This is a genomic window from Shewanella vesiculosa, from assembly GCF_009994065.1.
Lineage (GTDB): Bacteria > Pseudomonadota > Gammaproteobacteria > Enterobacterales > Shewanellaceae > Shewanella > Shewanella vesiculosa.
The window spans coordinates 248,311-267,067 of record NZ_JAACSD010000004.1 but is presented as its reverse complement, the minus strand read 5'-3'; the positions used below and the strand labels follow the sequence as shown (position 1 = coordinate 267,067).

Genomic DNA, 18,757 nt, shown 5'->3' with positions numbered 1-18,757 from the left:
TTTGCTGAATACCGTAAAAACGCTCATCCATGATGAGCGTTTTTTTATGGCTGAATAGCAATTATTGATAACCTATTATTTATTAATAATGCTTTGATTACGACCTTGTTGTTTAGCAAGATATAGTGCTTTATCTGCACCGGATAACCAGGTAGAGCTATTGTCTATTTCTGAATCTAAATCATTAATCCCTATACTTATAGTGACTTTTATCAGGCGATTTTCGAATGCTATTTCAGATTCTTCAATGCGTTTTCGTAACCGTTCGGTAAAGTTCAGTGCATCTTCGGCTGTGGTTTTAGATAACACCACGCCAAACTCTTCACCACCATAACGGCCGGCACAGTCGGTTTCACGTAATGCTTGTTTTAACAGATAAGCGATATGTTGGATAACTTTATCGCCAGCAGGGTGACCATACTTGTCGTTAATCAGTTTGAAATTATCGATATCAATCATGACTAAAGATGCCGCATCACCGTAACGTGAATAGCGATCAAACTCTTTTTCCATACAATCTTGCCAGTGGCGACGGTTATGTAGCTGGGTTAAGCCATCGGTTTGGCTTAATTGCTCCAGTTGCTCATTGGCCGATTTTAATTGCAGTTTATTTACCGCTATATCGGTTACATCATAGACAATAATACTGATGTGGGTGATTTGCCCTGTTAATGAAGCTAATGGTAGTAAGGTAATGTTCTGATACATAAAATCAGCTCGTCCCGTTACTGGCCGATAGTTTTTAAACTTGAATACGTATGGACGTTGTTCCCAACTAATAAAAGTGCGATTTTTTAATACAAATACCGATTCCATTTTTTTCTTCAGCCAATCAGCCTGTAAATCTGGAAACTGTTCGAACAGATTTTTACCCTTAATGGAGTTCGGTGATACGCCGCTGTGGTTTTCCATAAAACCATTCCAAAGCTGGATATTATAGTCGCGATCGAGCACAACTAAGCCTACCTCAATGGTTTGCACCATATCGATTAGCCAGTGAAGCTCATTCATCGCACTTTGGTCATTTGACATAAAGAGTATCCAACATTAATCGAGTAAGTAGCCAAGCTTATAGTTAAGCGTAGGAATAGAGTCTTCAGTAAACAGCAGCAAAAGATCACATTGAATATTGTAATCTTCGATTCGATAGTTGATTTCCATCGCTAGAGTTCGTTGCCATTTGTCTGAGTTGTCGTGAATGAGTTCATTGACGCTGCAATGTCTGCCAAGTACAACCGGATGTGCCTGACTGAATTTCATGTCAAGTTGTTCAGATATACCATTTAGAAATGCTCCTATGAGCACGTTACCGGTATCCATCATCACTTCTATTTCTGTGGTGATGTCTTCTGGATTATCTAAGCCCATCAATTTGGCCATGTCTTCAAAGCTAGAGTCATGGAACAGCAATAACGCTTCACCAGCGATTCCTGCACCAATAAATCCTTGGCACAGCCCTGAGACAGTTGAGTTTCGCTCGGTGGCTTTTAAGGCCATGGTTAATTCACTAACTTCTAGCACGTTCACATTTGGGATTGGTAATAATACAAATACATCTAGAAGTTTAGCGAGTAAGTCTGCGGCTCTACCCATAGCGACGTTAGCGATTTCTTGGCATGCGTCACGCATATCAACTTTCATCATTGGAGTGTCGTCAGCTTTATTACCCTGAGTAAGGGTTAAAATGCCGTACTCTTGTAAAATATGGCTGATAGCTTCTGCACTAACGGGTTTTTGAATAAAGTCCAGAGCACCTAAAGCTTTGACTCGCTCATGGGCCTTAATTTGAATATCACCTGACACCACAATGATCAGCGCGGGTAAATCTTGCTGTTGTACCGCTTGGAGTACTTCATAACCATCCATGACCGGCATGTTGAGATCGAGAAAGACAATCTCACCTTTACCTGCGCGAATGACCTCAAGCCCTTCGGCACCATTGGTGGCGTAGCTAATTTCAACGTCCCAGTCTTTGGGGAGAGTTCTTGCCATTTGTTTTCTGGCGAGTGCAGAGTCGTCGCATATTAATATTGGAATGGTCATTGTTGCTGGTCTTCCTTATTTCGCCTTTAAGAAAAAAACACCCATTAATGCAACCGCGAGTGGTATGAGGCGGATAGTTATAATTATAAGACTATTTACAGCGATTTTTTGTTCGTTAGCTCATTATACGTATTTGCTTACAATATTGATAACTTAGTTTTAACATTTAATTAAGTTGGTAACATTTGTATAGCTGTTACCACAATGTCATCAATGTCATATCAATCTGGCGTTATATTTAGTGTAGAAGCATGAAGATTGGATGGTTACGCCTAAATTAATACTGTATCAGGCTAACACTCAATGGAATATTGTTCAAAATAAAGCGTGGCAACATTTTGACCAATGCTGATTATTTGTCATGTTATTACTATTCGGCAGATAGTCCAGATATGTTAGTCTAAAAACTGGACTGACCAGTAGTAGGGTGCTTTATGGAAAAAGAGTTAATTAAGTTCAGGGTTGAGCATGGTATTGCCCATGTTTGCTTAAACAGACCCAGTAAAATAAATGCGCTTAATGTTGAGATGTTTACCGCGATAGATGCGCTTATTAAGCAGATCAGAGCTGATAAACAGATTAATGCGGTGATTTTATCCGGCGCCGAAGGCAATTTCTGTTCAGGCTTAGATGTGAAGAGTGTGGCGAGTTCACCCACCAGTGCCTTGAAGCTATTATTTAAGTGGTTGCCAGGTAATGCAAACTTAGCTCAGCGGGTGTCTTTGGGCTGGCAGCGTTTACCGATTCCTGTTATTGCGGTGTTAGACGGCTGTTGTTATGGCGGTGGCACCCAAATAGCTTTAGGGGCTGATATTCGTATTGCCACGCCACATTGTAAGTTGTCGATAATGGAAGCAAAGTGGGGGCTTGTGCCAGATATGGCTGGTTTGGTGGCATTAAGACAAATTATGCCGAAAGACAAAGCGTTGATGTTGACCTATACCGCGGATATTTTAACTGCTGAGCAAGCGCTTGAGCTAGGTTTGGTGACTCAAATAAGTGATAACGCTTATGAGTATGCTACGGCATTAGCTCAAAAAATTATGCGTACTTCGCCCGATGCCAATGCCGCCATTAAACGCAGTATCAATCAAAGTTGGAGTGCCTCTGTACGCAGTTTATTAGCCCGGGAATCGTTGAGCCAAATTCGATTGTTATTGGGGAAAAACCGGTTGATTGCTGCGATTAGACAAACTAAAAATCCACATAAGGCCTATCGCGTTCGTCAGTCTTGGTGGTAAGTAAATCGATTAGCATTAATGTATCAATGCAATAACTATCTACCGATAACGGTTCGGGAAAAGCCTTCAATTTGATTCAGGGCTTCTTCCCAGCCACTAGCATTGCTTAAATCTAAACTCATCTGATATTGGCGATAGTATCGAGCCGGTTTAACTTGATTGTAATTAAGTCGAGTAGGAGCTTGTTCAATCGAATTAGGGTGTGCATCAGCCGATTGAATATCGAGTATTGGAATCGACATAGTCACTAATTGCTCGGCAATTGATTTACGCTGACTTTGCGGGTCAATTAAATATTCGTACTCGCGATAAGGGTTGATGATGACCAGTACATCTGGCGTAGGAATTTTTTTTTCATAGAGCAAATTGATGATCATGCCGGCGCTGTCATCAAGCACAATCATAATCTTTCCGCCAGGGAACAAACTGGTGGTTGCGGGTAATTGATTTAGGGCTTCATTTAGATTGGTTTGTTGAAAATTTCTCAGTTCAAGTAACTGAGATGATTCATATTTAGGAATGCTTTTGTCACTACTTAATTGTAATTGTTCTGTGCCTGCTTTAGTAATTTCTTCAGGTTTAGTGGCATAGTTTGGTCGATATAAGCCTTTTGCTGGTGTGAGGCTAATACTCGCCCAGCCGAGGCTATTAATATTAGTCCGCAGATAGCTGGCTAAACCCGCGGCATCTGCATCTGTGTCTGACGCGGCCACAATCACCGCCGAGCCAAAGTGTTTTTTGCTCTGCCAAGACCGGACCAGAATTTCACTTTGTTTACCGTCAATAGTGATAAATTTTATTTCATCAGCAGATAGGTAAGCATAAGGTTGCTGCGCTTTTACGCTCGCCATGGCCATTAATAAGCTTACTGTTACGATTAATAACAGACTTAGTCGTCCTAATTGCACCATAACCTCTCAGTAAAAAACACTTAATATGATTAGCTTAATGTATAACGATGAGTAAAAACAATGCCCTGATAAACAGGGCATTTTTTACACGACATTATTGCTACAACGAGTTAAGCGTTATACGTGGCTAACAAGCACCATACGTATTGCATCAAGCTGTAATTGACTGTTGTCCATGTAGCCCGTTAATTCGACCATTTGATTACGAATATATTCTAGTTCGTCTTCACGAATGTTCGGATTCACTGCTTTTAAGGCTTCTAGTCTTTCTAATTCGCCAGTGAGTTGCTGAGTCATTTTAGCGCGGCCATCGACCACTAACTGTGCTAGCGATTGCTTGGCAAACTCTTCACCTTTGGCCAATAAAGGGTGCAAAATAGGCTGCGATGCATTAACAAGCTTACTGGCAATATGACGGTTAACCGCACTAAGTTGCTTATCAAAGCTGGCATAATCCACTTTGTCAGCCATGTTTAAGCCATTTTTATCCAGCAACACTCTAATAGGAGTGGGTGGTAAATAACGGTATAGCTGACTCGCTTTTGGCGCCGAGGCATCGGCCATGTAAATCAATTCTAAAAACAGGGTACCTGCAGGTAGTGCCTTATTTTTTAGAATGGCCACACTGGTGGTGCCGGTATCTGAGCCGGTGATTAAATCTAAGCCAGTTTGTACTAAAGGGTGCTCTTGCGAAATAAAGGCAATGTCATCACGTGCCAACGCCGTGGTGCGATCGAAGGTGACTGTGATGCCATCTTCATGCAGCCCAGGATACGTTGGGAACATCATGTGTTCACTAGGGCGCAAGATAATCGAGTTTTCACCACGATCTTCTTGATCAACACCAATAATGTCCCATAAACGGATCACTGAACCGATTAGATGGGTATCATTATCACTGTCTGACAAGCGTTTAATTAACGCATTAGCACGCTCGCCGCCATGAGAATTGATCTCTAGCAGTTTATCGCGGCCTTGCTCCATTGCTTGCTTAAGCTCTTTGTAGCGATGCTGAGTATGATTGAGTAATTGGGTCATTATCTCTTCATCATCGTCGCACAGCACGTTAATCAGCTCATCAGCAAATTCGTTAAATAACACATGTCCGCTCGGGCAAGTGAGTTCAAACGCATTTAATCCTTGATGATACCAACGCATTAATCTTTCTTGGGCGGTATCGCGCAGGTAAGGTAAATGAATTTGAATATCGTTTAGCTGACCAATACGATCTAAACGGCCAATCCGCTGCTCTAGTAAGTCAGGGTTAAGCGGCAAATCGAACAGTACTAGGTGGCTAGCAAATTGGAAATTGCGACCTTCAGAACCGATTTCAGAACAAATTAATGCCTGAGCACCGCCTTCTTCTTGGGCAAAATACGCCCCGGCTTTGTCACGTTCAATAATCGACATTTCTTCATGAAAAACCGTTGCCTGAATACCTTCGCGAGTACGTAATGCTTCTTCAAGACTCAAAGCCGTTTCAGCTTGGCTGGCAATAATCAGTACTTTTTTGCTGCGGTGAGACTTTAAAAACTCAATTAACCAATCTACTCGAGGATCAAATTTCCACCAACTAGCACTGTCGCTTTCAAAAGCTTGATACAGTTTTTCAGGGCTCAATGCCTGAGCGGCTTTATCTTGTGGTTGTTTGGCGCTGCCCATCATGGCATTGACACGTTCCGCGGTAACGTATTGTGCTGGCATGTCTTGTGGATAGGCATTAAACAAACGCTTAGGAAACCCTTTCACTGAGGCGCGACTGTTACGATAAAGAACGCGGCCAGTACCATGACGATCGAGTAATTCTTGCAGTAATTCTTGACGTGCCGCTTGCTGTGATTCGGCATCAACATCCTTTGACTGGATCAAGCGGATACTTGGCTCGATGTCTTTTTCGCTCAGCAATTCGGTTAAGCTATTAATGGCGCTGTCGGGTAATTTACTGTCTTTACTTAATGCTTCAGCGGCTTCTGCCACATCTTTATAGCTTGATTCTTCTGCTAAAAAAGCATCGTAGTCATAAAAACGATCTGGGTCGAGTAGGCGCAAACGTGCAAAGTGACTTTGATGGCCCAGTTGATCTGGTGTTGCAGTTAATAGCAATACGCCAGGGACGACTTCACTTAACGCTTCAACGATTTTATAGGCGCGGCTTGGCGCATCTTCTGACCATTCTAAATGGTGAGCTTCATCGACAACCATTAAGTCCCAATCGGCATCGACAGCTTGTTCAAGACGTTTTTTCTTACGCAATAAATCAAGTGAACAAATAACCAATTGTTCGGTATAGAACGGATTATCATTGTCGGCATAAGCTTCAACACAACGATCTTCATCAAACACTGAAAAACGTAAATTAAAGCGACGTAACATTTCAACTAACCACTGGTGACGTAGCGTATCGGGTACGATAATTAAAATGCGTTCAGCACGACCTGTGAGTAACTGCTGATGAATAATTAAACCCGCTTCAATGGTTTTACCTAACCCTACTTCATCGGCCAATAATACACGCGGCGCATAGCGACTACCGACTTCATGAGCAATCCATTGTTGATGAGCAATTAAGCCAACTCGTGGGCCTTGCTGACCGAGTAAGTCTGATGTGGCTAATTTGTGGCGTAATAACTGACATTGGTAACGTACACCAAAGCGTTCTAAGCGATCAATTTGCCCAGCAAATAAACGGTCTTGGGGCTTATTGAAACGAATATTGTGGTTCAGCATCGTCTCACGAAGACTGACCTTTTCTTTGGTTTCGCTGTGGATCCCGTGATAAATCACCAATTGATTTTTTTCTTCAAGCTCTTCAATGGTGATACTCCAACCTTCACCGCTTTCGACAGTGTCTCCGGGGTTAAAAATAACCCGGGTTAAGGGAGCTTCACTGCGAGAAAACATCCGGTTTTCTCCAGTGGCAGGAAATAGCAGCGTAACCATGCGGCCTTCAACTTGAACGACTGTTCCTAATCCGAGTTCTGACTCGGTATCACTTATCCAGCGTTGACCTAAGGCAAACGGCATCTTCTACTCTCATTTATTGCGTGAAACAAAAAAGGGGGCGTATGTTAAACCAAACCCATCCAGATTGAAATTCTAGCATTGATTTATCGTGTAGATGTTCATTTTTACACCATCTTGACATGTTAGCGTCACATTGACGTCATAGTGTGAAACAAAGGCGTTAATGATGACATTGAGTTTTTCTTCAGCCAGTGGCATATTTTATGAAGGCAGCATTGTTATGGCAATGGCCTGTTTTCAATAAAGACTTTAATTATCCCTTTAATGTTATACGTTTAGCTAAGTGATACTGATTCTATTCATTGAGAGCACTCTGGAGGCACCATGCAACAAGACGACAAAAAGTTGTTTGTACTGGATACCAACGTGTTACTGCATGAACCTTTAGCGATATATTCGTTTAAAGAACATGACGTAATTATTCCCATGACTGTGTTAGAAGAGCTCGACAGTATTAAGGACAGGAAGCGAGATGTGAGTCGTGATGCTCGGGTTGCCATACGAGCATTAGAAGATATTTTGGGGGGACCCACTACTCCGGAGCAAATTTTAAAAGGCGTTCCATTACCTAAACGCGAGGAGCATGCTGAGGTATCGGGGCATTTGTCGATTTTTCCTGATCATCAAATAGAATTTATTATCGGCTCACTCCCTGGCGATAATAACGATAACCGCATTATTAATACCGCGCTGCATTTACAAAAACTTCATTTTCCCCGCACCGTAGTGCTCGTTACCAAAGACATTAACATGCGCTTAAAGGCCAAAGGCGCCGGTATTGAGCGAGTAGAAGATTATCGTACTGATCAATTGATTGATGATGTGCGCTTTCTTGCTAAAGGCTTTTACCAGTTCCCGGGTGATTTTTGGCAAAATATCGATAAAGTCTCTACCGATCGCAAAGACCGCCATACTGTTCATCAAGTACCATTGGAGCATCTTGGTAATGAAAATTTTTATCTTAATCAGTATTTAATTGACGACAGTTCCGATTTTTGCGGCCGTGTTGCCAGTAAAACAGATCAATACCTAGAGATCATTGATCGTGGCCGCGATCGCTTATTGCATCATCAAGCTTGGGGGGTTAAACCGAAGAATATTTATCAAGGAATGGCACTTGATGCCTTGCTGGATCCTGACATCGAACTGATTATTCTGACGGGGCCCGCTGGCTGCGGTAAAACACTATTAGCCATGGCGGCTGCATTAGAGCTGGTGGTTGAGCGTAAACTTTACGACAAAATCATTGTAACTCGTAACACCCCCGAAATTGCTGAGTCGATAGGTTTTTTACCTGGCACCGAGGAAGAGAAGATGACTCCCTGGCTAGCCGCAATTACCGATACCTTAGAAGTGCTCCACAAAAATGATGTTAACCCTAGCGGCAGCGTGAACTACATAATGGAAAAGGCCAACATTCAATTTAAGTCGATTAACTTTATGCGTGGTCGCTCGATTCAAAACTCAGTGGTCATTTTAGATGAATGCCAAAACCTCACCGCATCACAAATTAAGACCATGATCACCCGAATGGGTGAGGGTACTAAGCTGATCTGCAGTGGTAATTTAGCCCAAATAGATTCGACTTACTTAACCGCAGTGACGTCAGGCTTAACCTACATAGTCGAGCGTTTTAAAGACTTTGAAGGCAGCGCTAATATTTATCTCAATGGTGTGGTTCGTTCACGATTAGCTGAATTTGCTGAGGAGCATCTGTAATCGGTTAACCAATAGAAAGCGTTATCTGCACCAAAGAAGCTGATATTCTCATACATACATAAGGTTACATTGGATAACCTTATGTATTATCAATCTTTTAAATAAGTCTTAAGGTTTGTGATGTTTACTGGCCGCAGGTTGGGCAAGTCCCTTGGGCTATTAATACATGTGCTTGAGCTTATGTTCCTGATATCATAATCAATAGTTTTATATTACCGAATTTTTTGGTGTTATTCGTTCGACAGCGGGTCTTTTTTTACGCTGTATCAAGGGTGGTTAATGAAACCGACTGAGCCAGATTTACAACTAAAATCTCCTATTCAACGTAATTATAACCGAGCGGTGTTCTACACTTATATCGGGGTAATTGTGATGGCGTTACTGACGGCAGGCATTATGTTTGAACGTCAAAAAGAGCAGCAAATTCAACAGCGAGAAGAGCAGGTTGCCCGTCATGTTATGCAAATCGACTTATTGCTCGAGTCGAGTATTCGCGCTGTGAAAAGTTTACGTGATGTGGCTGTTGATCATCTACGCTTAGGTGAGTTTGTGCGTAAACAACGCTTACCAGAATATGAAAAGTTTAACGAAGATGGCCAGTATTTTACCTTAGAACCCAATTACGCTAACAGCGGCTTGCCATTTACTAACATGGGCAGGATTACTGGTGCGGGCTCACTAGAAGGACGTAGTGAGAGCTTCTACCAAGAGTTGGAAATGCTGTTTGAGCTATCATTATCTTTCCCCGTTGCCAAAGAAGCAGCCCCTAAAGCCTCATCAATTTATTATATTTCTAAACGTCGAATGATGTCATTTTACCCATGGGAAAGTAATGACTTACGCTTTAGAGATGAATTACTCAATAAGAAACAGTTTCAATTATCGACCCCTTCAATGAACCCGCAACGCAGCGTATTTTGGAGTGAGGCCTACATTGACTCCGCCCACCAAGGCTTAATTACTACGCTAGGTTTACCGGTATATTTAGACGATGAGTTTATTGGTTCAATTAATTTAGACATGACCTTGTCGTCGTTAGATAAGCAAATTCGTACTTACTTTAAAATGCCTGGTACGGTGATTTTGCTTGATCAGCAAAACAATATTTTATCTCACAGTGACTTTGATTCTAATGAGATGAATAAGGTTTATCACATTAGCCAGCGCATTCCGGCAGAGTTACATTCGTTGTCTGAATCTGAGTTATTTGATGCCCACGAAGGCATTTTACGTAACGGCTATTATATTCACAGCGTTGCACTGCATAACGCCCCATGGCGCTTGCTGTATTTGCAAGATGAAGATGATTTATTTAAAGATTCGTGGGACAAGCTGCAACTGAGCTTTTTGTTAGTGGTGTTGGCCTTGTCACTGCTGGTCACTATTGTGCATTGGCAAACGCGTCGTGCATTCGTTAGCCCAGCTTCACGCTTGCTCACACACTTGGAAGCGTGTTCTCAAACACCAATTAGACCGCCGGAAAAAATGACTCATGGTTGGGAGCCGTGGTTTGCACTGGTGAGCCGTATTTTTGAAGAAAACCGCCAATATACTCATCATCTAGCCGAACAAAATAAACGCCTAGATAATTTAGTGGCGCGCCGAACTCAGCGTTTACGTGAAACGACTGAGCGCCGTGAACGTGAATTTGCACTATTGCGGTCATTAATCGACTCAATCCCTGAAGCGATTGTGTTTAAAGATAAAGAAGGTAAATATTTAGGCTGTAACAAATCAGCAGAAAGAATGCTGGGTTACCGCGAAAATGAGATTATTGGCTTAACCTCATCAGAAGTGGTTAGCCCAGAGCAGGGCCAGCGCATTGGTGAGGAAGATAACAAAGTATTGACCCAACAGCATTCATTACGTTACCAAGAGCGGGTGAATATTGAAGGTAAACCAGTATTACTCGATACCTTTAAACTGCCATTTTATAATCGCCGTGGCGACCTATTAGGTTTGATTTCCGTTTGGCGTGATATTACTCGTGAATACGAGGCAGCTGAACAATTGCGGATGTCTGAGCAACGTTATCATCTTGCTATGGATGCGGTAGAAGATGGATTGTGGGATTGGTACATTGATTCGGAACAGATTATTTGTAATCCGGCCTTCTATTCGATGTTGGGTTATCAAGCCCATGAATTTCCGCCATTACTCGAATCAATCGATGAATTGTATCATCCTGACGATCGTGACCGGGTGCAGGAATATCGCTCTCAGTATGTGCGTGATCCGGTAGGTACTTATGAAATTGAGTTCAGAATGCGCGGTAAAAATGGCCAGTATTACTGGGTGTTATCCCGAGGTCGCGCAGTCGAATTTTCTGAGGACGGTTGCAGTAAGCGGATGCTCGGTACTCATAAAGACATTACCCGTCAGAAGAGTAACGAAGTGGCCTTGCTCGAAGCCAAACAAGATGCTGAATTGGCCAATATGTATAAGAGTGAATTTTTGGCTAACATGAGTCATGAAATTCGCACGCCAATGAACGCGATTATTGGCATGCTGCAGTTGGCGCAACGGACTAATTTAACCCCGCAACAGCAAGATTACCTTCATAAAGCTGGTTTCTCAGCGCAGTCGTTACTGCGTATTATCAACGATATTCTAGATTTTTCTAAAATCGAAGCCGGTAAATTAGAGTTAGAAAGAGTCGCTTTTCCGCTGGATAAAGTGCTTGATCATGTTATTGATATTAATGCCATGAAAGCGCAAGAAAAAGGCGTTGAATTACTGCTGTATGCGCCAGTCACCGCAGGACTTATCCTGTACGGCGATCCGCTGCGTTTAGGCCAAGTCATCGTTAATTTATTGTCTAATGCGGTTAAATTTACCCAAACGGGTGAAGTTGAGCTGGGTTGTGAAGATGTGGGTGAGCGTGACGATCGCATTACCATGAAGTTTTGGGTACGCGATACCGGTATTGGGATCAGTAAAGATCAACAAGCAATGCTGTTTGATGCCTTTTCACAAGCCGATGGTTCAACCACACGTAAATATGGCGGCACTGGCTTAGGTTTATCGATCAGTAAACATTTAGTGTCGATGATGGGCGGCACCATGCAAGTAGAGTCCGAGCTAGGATCGGGCAGTACCTTCAGTTTTACCATTAGCTTTGAAATTGCCGAAGAACAAGTCGTCGAGCCATTAGTGGTGCCAGAACAATTAAATAATCTCACTACACTGGTGGTTGATGACAATCCAAGTGCATTACAGATTTACTCTACATTAATGACAGATTTCAGCTTTGGAGTGAATACCGCCGACAGCGGCCAAAAGGCTCTGGAGATTTTACGTAAAAAGCCGGTCGATTTATTGTTGCTAGATTGGATGATGCCAGAAATGAACGGTTGTGACGTGATTAAAGCCGTTGATCAAATGATTGAAGACGGCAGCTTAGAAAAACGTCCGATTATTATTTTAATGACAGCTTATGCAGCAGAACCATTAGACCATGAATTACAAAAAGATTCTGTTTATGCCGTATTACAAAAACCGTTCAAAGCTTCGGCCTTGTTTGATGAAATTATTAATGCTTTTGCCAAAGAGCCAAAGCTTAATGCTATGCCGGTTATTATTGAAGCCGAACCTACTAAAGCATCCGGTTTAGTGCTATTGGTTGAAGATAACTTTATTAATCAACAAGTGGCATCTGAATTACTCAAAAGTGCCGGTTATGAAGTGGTGATTGCCGATAATGGCCAAGTGGCGTTAGATGTGATCGATTCTAAGCCGTTTGATGCCGTGTTAATGGACATTCAAATGCCAATAATGGATGGATTAACCGCTACCGCAGAATTACGCAAACGTTTTAGTAAAGAACAAATGCCGATTATTGCCATGACTGCCCATGCAATGTCCGGTGATAAAGAGAAAAGTTTAGCCGCAGGCATGAATGCCCATATCACTAAGCCAATTGTGCTTACTGAATTATTTGAAACCTTATCGCATTGGATTACATATAAACACAATCATAAAGACGAGTAGTCTTTTGACGATAGGACATTACCGACAAGGAGATTAATTATGGTCCGCCGTAGTATTTCATTGGCACTGTTGCTGGCGATTACGCCAGCACCATTATTTTCTACAGCCGCAATAGCGGCTAGCGACTCAGCCCAAACAATAATCAACAATGCTGAGGCTGCAACAGGCTTTATCAATCTATTTTACGATGCTAAATCCGCTGAGTTATACCTACAAGCAGATAAACTCAATCAACCCTTTTTATTGCTGACCAGCTTACCTCATGGTGTGGGTTCAAATGATATTGGTTTAGATCGTGGCCAATTAGGCCAAACCCGCATGGTGCAATTTGAACAGCACGGCCCTTTCATTATTTTAAAGCAGCTTAATCCTAATTTTCGCGCCTCTAGTGATAATGTCGCTGAACGCCAAGCGGTTACACAAGCCTTTGCTGAGTCGATTTTATGGCGCGGTAAAGTTGTGGCAGGTAAAACGGCAATCGTTGCAATTAATGACCTAGTGATTAATGATTTGCATGGTGTAACTGATGTGTTGGCGGCAACCAATCAAGGCACCTATAGCTTAGACCGCAGCCGTTCCGTCATTTTACCGCAAGGGATTAAATCGTTTGCACGAAATGCAGATGTTGATGTTAATTTAACCTTTACGGCTAGCAAAGCGGGTAAGCAAGTTGAGCAAGTCACTCCAGACGGTAAAATGCTGTCTGTACGGGTGCGTTATTCATTTGTACAACTGCCAGAGGCCGGTTATCAAGCCCGCAATTATCATCCTATGAGCGGTTATTTGTCTGATCAATATGCCGATTATTCTACTGCGGTTGATCAACCGCTGATACAACGTCATTTATTACGCCACCGATTACAGAAGGTCACGCCTGGGGATGCGCCTAGCAAAGTGGTTAAGCCCATTGTGTATTACCTTGATTCCGGTGTACCAGAGCCGATCCGCAGCGCCTTACTCGAAGGCGCCCGCTGGTGGGAAACGGCCTTTACTGACGCTGGCTTTATCGATGGTTTTAAGGTGGAATTACTGCCCGAAGGTGCTGACCCTCAAGATGTGCGTTATAACATGATCCAATGGGTACATCGCGCCACCCGAGGCTGGTCATATGGCGCAGCGGTTACCGATCCGCGAACGGGTGAAATTATAAAAGGTAATGTCACTTTAGGCAGTTTGAGAGTTCGCCAAGATCACCTCATCGCTAGGGGACTTATTGCTGGATGGCCAGATCGTAAAGCCGCAGCCGACGCGGCAATGGCATTATCACTTGCTCGTATTCGTCAGTTAGCCGCGCATGAGGTGGGCCATACTTTAGGACTGGATCATAACTTTGCCGCGTCAACAAATGATGATGCCTCGGTGATGGATTATCCGCACCCATATGCCAGTATTCAAAACGATAAAATCGATATCGCCACCCCATATCGTGAAGGTATTGGTGAGTGGGATAAATACACCATAGCGTATGGTTATGGTGATATAAAACAAACGGATGCATTGTTAACATCGACCTTGACTAAAGGTTTTCGTTATATTGGTGAAGCAGATTCTCGCAGTGTTAGCGCCAGTAATGCATATGCCAGTTTATGGGATCGTGGTAACGATGCTGTTGCTGAGTTAGTGCGTTTAGAAACCGTGCGCCGTAAAGCGATTGACGATTTTAATTCAGATGCATTATTAGCCGATGAGCCCCATGGCGAATTAGCCGATGTGTTTGTGCCTATCTACTTGCTGACTCGTTATCAAATCGACGCCGCAGCAAAGTGGATCGGCGGAACAGATTACAGTTATCAACAAGTCGGCGCTGGTGTACGTTGGAATTATATTCGCCCTGAAATGCAATTTGCTGCACTCGATACCTTGTTGATGAGTTTGCAAACCAAGAGTTTATTAGTACCGAATAATATATTGCAAGCTTTGGTTCCTAAAGCGGGAAACTATGCTAAAACCCGTGAAAGTTTTGGATCAAACTTAGGTGTGATTACCGATCCTGCTGCGATGGCTGAAGTCATGAGCCGTCATGTTGTGACTCAACTATTAGCGCCAGAGCGTTTAAATCGAGTCAGTCAGGCCTATATGGGCGATAGTCAGCAGCTGTCGGTGGTTAAATTAATTGATAAACTTGTTGGCGCAACCTTGTACCAAGATTTACCTAGTGGACAAGGTTTAGCAGAGCAAATGCGGGTGAACACTGTGGTGATTGATGGCCTATTAGCGACGTATCATAATCCTAAAACAGCCCCTGAAGTGAAAGCCCAGTTGGCGGCAAGAGTTGATTATATTATTAAGCAGCTTAAACGCCGCAGTAATCGTGGTAGCGATTATCAATCAGCACATTATGATTGGTTATTTCAAGGGATAACCAAAGGGATGGATGACTCAAGTTATCGACTTATTACTAAGCCTGTGGACATGCCACCTGGCTCGCCGATTTAACATAGCCCATTATTTTTACGGCAAATATTTTTAACGGCTAATAAAACGCGACCCTATCGGGTCGCGTTTTAGCTTGTGGCAGCTTTAAAACATGCTTGTTATGTGGTTAAAAATATTAAAGTGGATGATGGCATATAGTTTCATCACTCATTATGCGCAACTTGATGATCAATCTCTTTAGGGTTTTTAGGATAGAAGTTATCTGCTTTACGATCGATATGGCTAAATTGACGGGTATTCTTGTAGGGCAGTTTCATGAAGCCTGAAATCCCATGACCTTGAATTTTATTGGCATGAGCGATAATACGATCTAAACAGGCCCGAAACGAAGCTTGTTTACGTGGATTTAATAACCGTAAATAGCTATGAATTTTTAAGTGGTTTGGTAGCGCTTCAAAAATAATACAACCTGTATGATGTATTTGGTTTAACCAGCCAAGTTCTGTCATGATTTCTGCTGGTAGTTCTAAGTTTTCTTCTGGATCTTTACCGTCTTCAAAGTATGAATGCAGCCGAGATTTGTCTTCTAAAGTGGGCACATCACCGACTTCAAAAGGCATTTGCAGTTCACCGGTTATTTTATATTGGTGCTCGGTGCTTTTTCGCTCAAGATGCAAGGTATCTTTAGCATTGAAGAAACAAGCTTTAAATACTCCGATTCGTTTAATTCCCCGCGCCATAGTGACCATGTTATTCACCGCTAATATTAACGGTGCTTTGCTGTCGGGATCGTAAATGGCTAAATTGGAGTCAATAAATACCCCTGATTCTTGCCAATGGATCACGAGACCACCGACAATCGGATACTGTGCTAAACGGCCTACTGCAGCAATAAAGCCTTTTTCGGTATCAGCCATACCGGCCATAAAGTTACGATAATATTTATCCAGTTGCACATCATCCATTTTAGCAATGGGATCTTGAGTATTGTGCTCTTTTAAAAATGATTTTCGTGAACTATAACTCACTGTTTCAACCGTTTTTGAGCGCGGTTGGGCCCACACTGGAATGTCGGGGGTTAACGGCGGAGTCGATAATATCGGTAAATGCATTCTATGGCTGTGACGCAGACTTTTGAGGAAATAATCACCAGCAAGATTGCGCCGTTCTACATCGTCGCTGAGCATTGCATCGAGTGTTTTTGCCAGTTCTATGGGCAATCCTATGCTGGTGGCTGGAATGACTTTAGTGCCGAAACGACTGATTTGGCCTGATGCGAGTGCATACAGGGTTGCCGCTGCGCCTTGCTCGTCAAATCTTGGTGTTGATAATGCGCCACTCAGTTGCTCGTCACCAATAAAGTAAACATCTCCCATGCGAGCATTGGTATGCTGCTGATCGCTGGATAATAAGGACATAACATTGTCATCAACCGCGCGGTTGTGTTCATCTCGCTGAGCAAATACCGCAGACCCCCAATCGATTAATGATAGCTTGTCGGTTTCAATATCATAAACTAAGTTCGATGGCTTAATATCGCCGTGTACTAGAGGCTTGCCTTTGCGCAGATAATATAAAATATTAGCCAATTGCCTGGCAATACTCACCACCATTACAGGGGGTAAGGCACCTAATCGCTGACAAATTTTGTCTAAATCTTCGCCTTGAGCCCGCTCCATGACTAATATTCCCTGCTTACCTACGCGTTCAAATTTAATCGCTCCAGGCACGTTAGGATGATGCACTTGGCTGAGCATATAGGCTTCTTCTTCCAGCCTATCTTGAACACTTTGGGGTAAATTTACTCTTGAGAATTTAAACACATGCGACTGGTTAAACTCATTGACTCCTGCAAACACAAAACCATAAGCGCCTTTACCAATAAATTCAATTTGTTGATATCCCAGCTTGCTGAGCTGTTGCTTACACAGACGAACCCATGCTTTATGCTTACGGGCGTCATTAGCGCTTAGCAGATAGATAGACTGCTCTTCGTTAATATAAAAGTGCTGCAGCTGCGGTGTTTGCAAAGGTTAGCCTCCATTGACTGTTAACTCATTAAACCTTGATTAACCTTACGACGGCAAGTGCTGGTTATTTAAAACATGTGATTCCATTGATATATCATAAAGTCTATTTAACCTTTTTAGCTGCAAATCACTCAAAGAGCCCATATCAGTCGCTATTTTTAATTGATTAACAGCGGCTTCCTATCTAAAAAAATCCGATATGTAAACCTTGACCTATATCAAATCAAAATGAATCAACACTGGGTATTATGGTTGCAGCAGTTAATGAATGTTTTTTGTGAGAGGTTATATGCATAATATAAATAAAGCTGAATTAATTCAGTTGTTTAATTTTCCTCGGCAGCGAATTTTACAGTCTATGGAAGTGACCCATTGTCCGCATGCGGTATTTTTTAATCAAAGTGATGAGCAATGCATAACATGTCATCAGGGTGAAGAATGTGTGTGGATTAATCATAATGATGAAATGGTCGCACTTGAGTTGAAGTCAATCGACGAATTAAAGCAGCAATTATTAATCGCAGTTGATTACATCGATTCTAATTTAAGCCCACACCATATGTCGCGAAGAAAGTGCCAATGTGAAAACTGTCGTTGGTTAAGGCAAGTACAAATGACTCTAGACGGCAAAGCCTAGGTCGCATATTGCTAAATCAGTAACGGCAGTTGCATCCCTTTTTTTTAGTCTTTAAAGTAGCCTGCACAACACTAGCAACTTGACTGAAGAATAGCATTATGGAACCCAGCTTTTGGCATGAAAAATGGCAATTACAACAAATCGGTTTTCATCTAAACCAAGTGAACCCATTTTTAGTAAAATATTGGCCGCATTTGGGCTTACCTGAAAATAGTGAGGTGTTTGTTCCTTTATGTGGTAAATCGTTAGATATGTTTTATTTGGCCGAACAGCGTCATACGGTGTTGGGCTGTGAATTAAGCTTAATCGCGGTAAAAGATTTTTTTACTGATAACGATATAGTGTATCAAGAGTCTCGTATTAATGATCACGCGGTATTCTCTGCCGAGCAAGTGACCTTATATCAAGGTGATATTTTTACTCTACCGTCCCAATTAACATCATCGATTAGCGGCTTTTATGATCGCGCTGCACTGATTGCTTGGCCTGAAGAAATGCGCCAACAGTATGTTCATACACTAGCTGCACTAGTGCCTGCTGATGTTAGTGGTTTACTCATTACCCTTGATTACCCACAAGAAACCCTAAAAGGACCACCGTTTGCTGTGAGTCCAACCTGGATTGAAACCTACTTAACAGCTTATTTTACGGTCGAGTTACTTGAGTGTGCTGACGTGTTGGCCGATAACTCTAGGTTTGTTTATAAACAGGTGCCTTGGCTTAATGAAGCTGTGTATAAATTGACTCGAAAATCATAACAATGCCCCCAAAAACCTACCGATATAC

Annotated in this window: 11 protein-coding genes; 6 read left to right on the top strand and 5 right to left on the bottom strand. The window is 42.4% G+C overall.

All coding sequences use genetic code 11. The features are described from left to right. Window positions 1–75: 75 nt before the first annotated feature. Together GW828_RS03420 and GW828_RS03415 are read right to left on the bottom strand one after the other, a co-directional pair. Window positions 76–1,032 (bottom strand): sensor domain-containing diguanylate cyclase, encoded by a 957-nt coding sequence (locus GW828_RS03420; protein ID WP_182696748.1) that lies wholly within the window; start codon window positions 1,030–1,032, stop codon window positions 76–78. A gap of 15 nt (window positions 1,033–1,047) precedes the next feature. Continuing rightward, entirely contained in the window at window positions 1,048–2,043 is a 996-nt protein-coding gene (locus GW828_RS03415; RefSeq protein WP_124015119.1) for a response regulator, read from the bottom strand. A 434-nt stretch (window positions 2,044–2,477) separates the two neighbouring features. On the opposite strand from GW828_RS03415, the gene GW828_RS03410 reads away from it, so the two are divergent. Continuing rightward, window positions 2,478–3,284 (top strand): crotonase/enoyl-CoA hydratase family protein, encoded by an 807-nt coding sequence (locus tag GW828_RS03410; protein WP_273057888.1) that lies wholly within the window; start codon window positions 2,478–2,480, stop codon window positions 3,282–3,284. A 35-nt stretch (window positions 3,285–3,319) separates the two neighbouring features. On the opposite strand, the gene GW828_RS03405 is transcribed toward GW828_RS03410, so the two are convergent. Beyond that, complete coding sequence (locus GW828_RS03405) at window positions 3,320–4,195, bottom strand: DUF3530 family protein (protein WP_182741613.1); 876 nt, start codon at window positions 4,193–4,195, stop codon at window positions 3,320–3,322. A 117-nt stretch (window positions 4,196–4,312) separates the two neighbouring features. Next, window positions 4,313–7,219: an RNA polymerase-associated protein RapA gene (rapA, locus tag GW828_RS03400; RefSeq protein ID WP_182722388.1), complete on the bottom strand. Its 2,907-nt coding sequence runs from the start codon at window positions 7,217–7,219 to the stop codon at window positions 4,313–4,315. Window positions 7,220–7,543: 324 nt separating this feature from the next. On the opposite strand from rapA, the gene GW828_RS03395 reads away from it, so the two are divergent. The 3 genes from GW828_RS03395 to GW828_RS03385 all read left to right on the top strand — a co-directional run bounded on the left by GW828_RS03395 (window position 7,544) and on the right by GW828_RS03385 (window position 15,364). Further along, the gene (locus GW828_RS03395; RefSeq protein ID WP_273057889.1) at window positions 7,544–8,938 is read left to right on the top strand and encodes a PhoH family protein; all 1,395 of its coding nucleotides are present in this window, start codon (window positions 7,544–7,546) and stop codon (window positions 8,936–8,938) included. Between the two features lie 279 nt (window positions 8,939–9,217). After that, window positions 9,218–12,928, top strand: a complete 3,711-nt coding sequence (locus tag GW828_RS03390) for a response regulator (RefSeq protein WP_182755383.1) — start codon at window positions 9,218–9,220, stop codon at window positions 12,926–12,928. Window positions 12,929–12,967: 39 nt separating this feature from the next. Further along, window positions 12,968–15,364 carry a zinc-dependent metalloprotease gene (locus tag GW828_RS03385; protein WP_273057890.1) on the top strand — a complete coding sequence of 799 codons (2,397 nt, stop codon included), beginning with the start codon at window positions 12,968–12,970 and terminating at the stop codon, window positions 15,362–15,364. A gap of 143 nt (window positions 15,365–15,507) precedes the next feature. On the opposite strand, the gene GW828_RS03380 is transcribed toward GW828_RS03385, so the two are convergent. Further along, window positions 15,508–17,334 carry a protein kinase domain-containing protein gene (locus GW828_RS03380; protein WP_182755378.1) on the bottom strand — a complete coding sequence of 609 codons (1,827 nt, stop codon included), beginning with the start codon at window positions 17,332–17,334 and terminating at the stop codon, window positions 15,508–15,510. A 289-nt stretch (window positions 17,335–17,623) separates the two neighbouring features. Between GW828_RS03380 and GW828_RS03375 the strand changes: the two genes are divergently transcribed. Continuing rightward, a complete protein-coding gene (locus tag GW828_RS03375) occupies window positions 17,624–17,971 on the top strand; it encodes a hypothetical protein (RefSeq protein ID WP_124015111.1) in 348 nt (115 codons plus the stop codon). 98 nt (window positions 17,972–18,069) lie between these two features. Continuing rightward, window positions 18,070–18,729 (top strand): thiopurine S-methyltransferase, encoded by a 660-nt coding sequence (locus tag GW828_RS03370; protein WP_124015110.1) that lies wholly within the window; start codon window positions 18,070–18,072, stop codon window positions 18,727–18,729. Window positions 18,730–18,757 lie beyond the last annotated feature (28 nt).

Coding starts and splice junctions, on each gene's coding strand:
- GW828_RS03420 (WP_182696748.1), bottom strand. CDS start 1,032: ATGTCAAATGACCAAAGTGCGATGAATGAGCTTCACTGGCTAATCGAT.
- GW828_RS03415 (WP_124015119.1), bottom strand. CDS start 2,043: ATGACCATTCCAATATTAATATGCGACGACTCTGCACTCGCCAGAAAA.
- GW828_RS03410 (WP_273057888.1), top strand. CDS start 2,478: ATGGAAAAAGAGTTAATTAAGTTCAGGGTTGAGCATGGTATTGCCCAT.
- GW828_RS03405 (WP_182741613.1), bottom strand. CDS start 4,195: ATGGTGCAATTAGGACGACTAAGTCTGTTATTAATCGTAACAGTAAGC.
- rapA (WP_182722388.1), bottom strand. CDS start 7,219: ATGCCGTTTGCCTTAGGTCAACGCTGGATAAGTGATACCGAGTCAGAA.
- GW828_RS03395 (WP_273057889.1), top strand. CDS start 7,544: ATGCAACAAGACGACAAAAAGTTGTTTGTACTGGATACCAACGTGTTA.
- GW828_RS03390 (WP_182755383.1), top strand. CDS start 9,218: ATGAAACCGACTGAGCCAGATTTACAACTAAAATCTCCTATTCAACGT.
- GW828_RS03385 (WP_273057890.1), top strand. CDS start 12,968: ATGGTCCGCCGTAGTATTTCATTGGCACTGTTGCTGGCGATTACGCCA.
- GW828_RS03375 (WP_124015111.1), top strand. CDS start 17,624: ATGCATAATATAAATAAAGCTGAATTAATTCAGTTGTTTAATTTTCCT.
- GW828_RS03370 (WP_124015110.1), top strand. CDS start 18,070: ATGGAACCCAGCTTTTGGCATGAAAAATGGCAATTACAACAAATCGGT.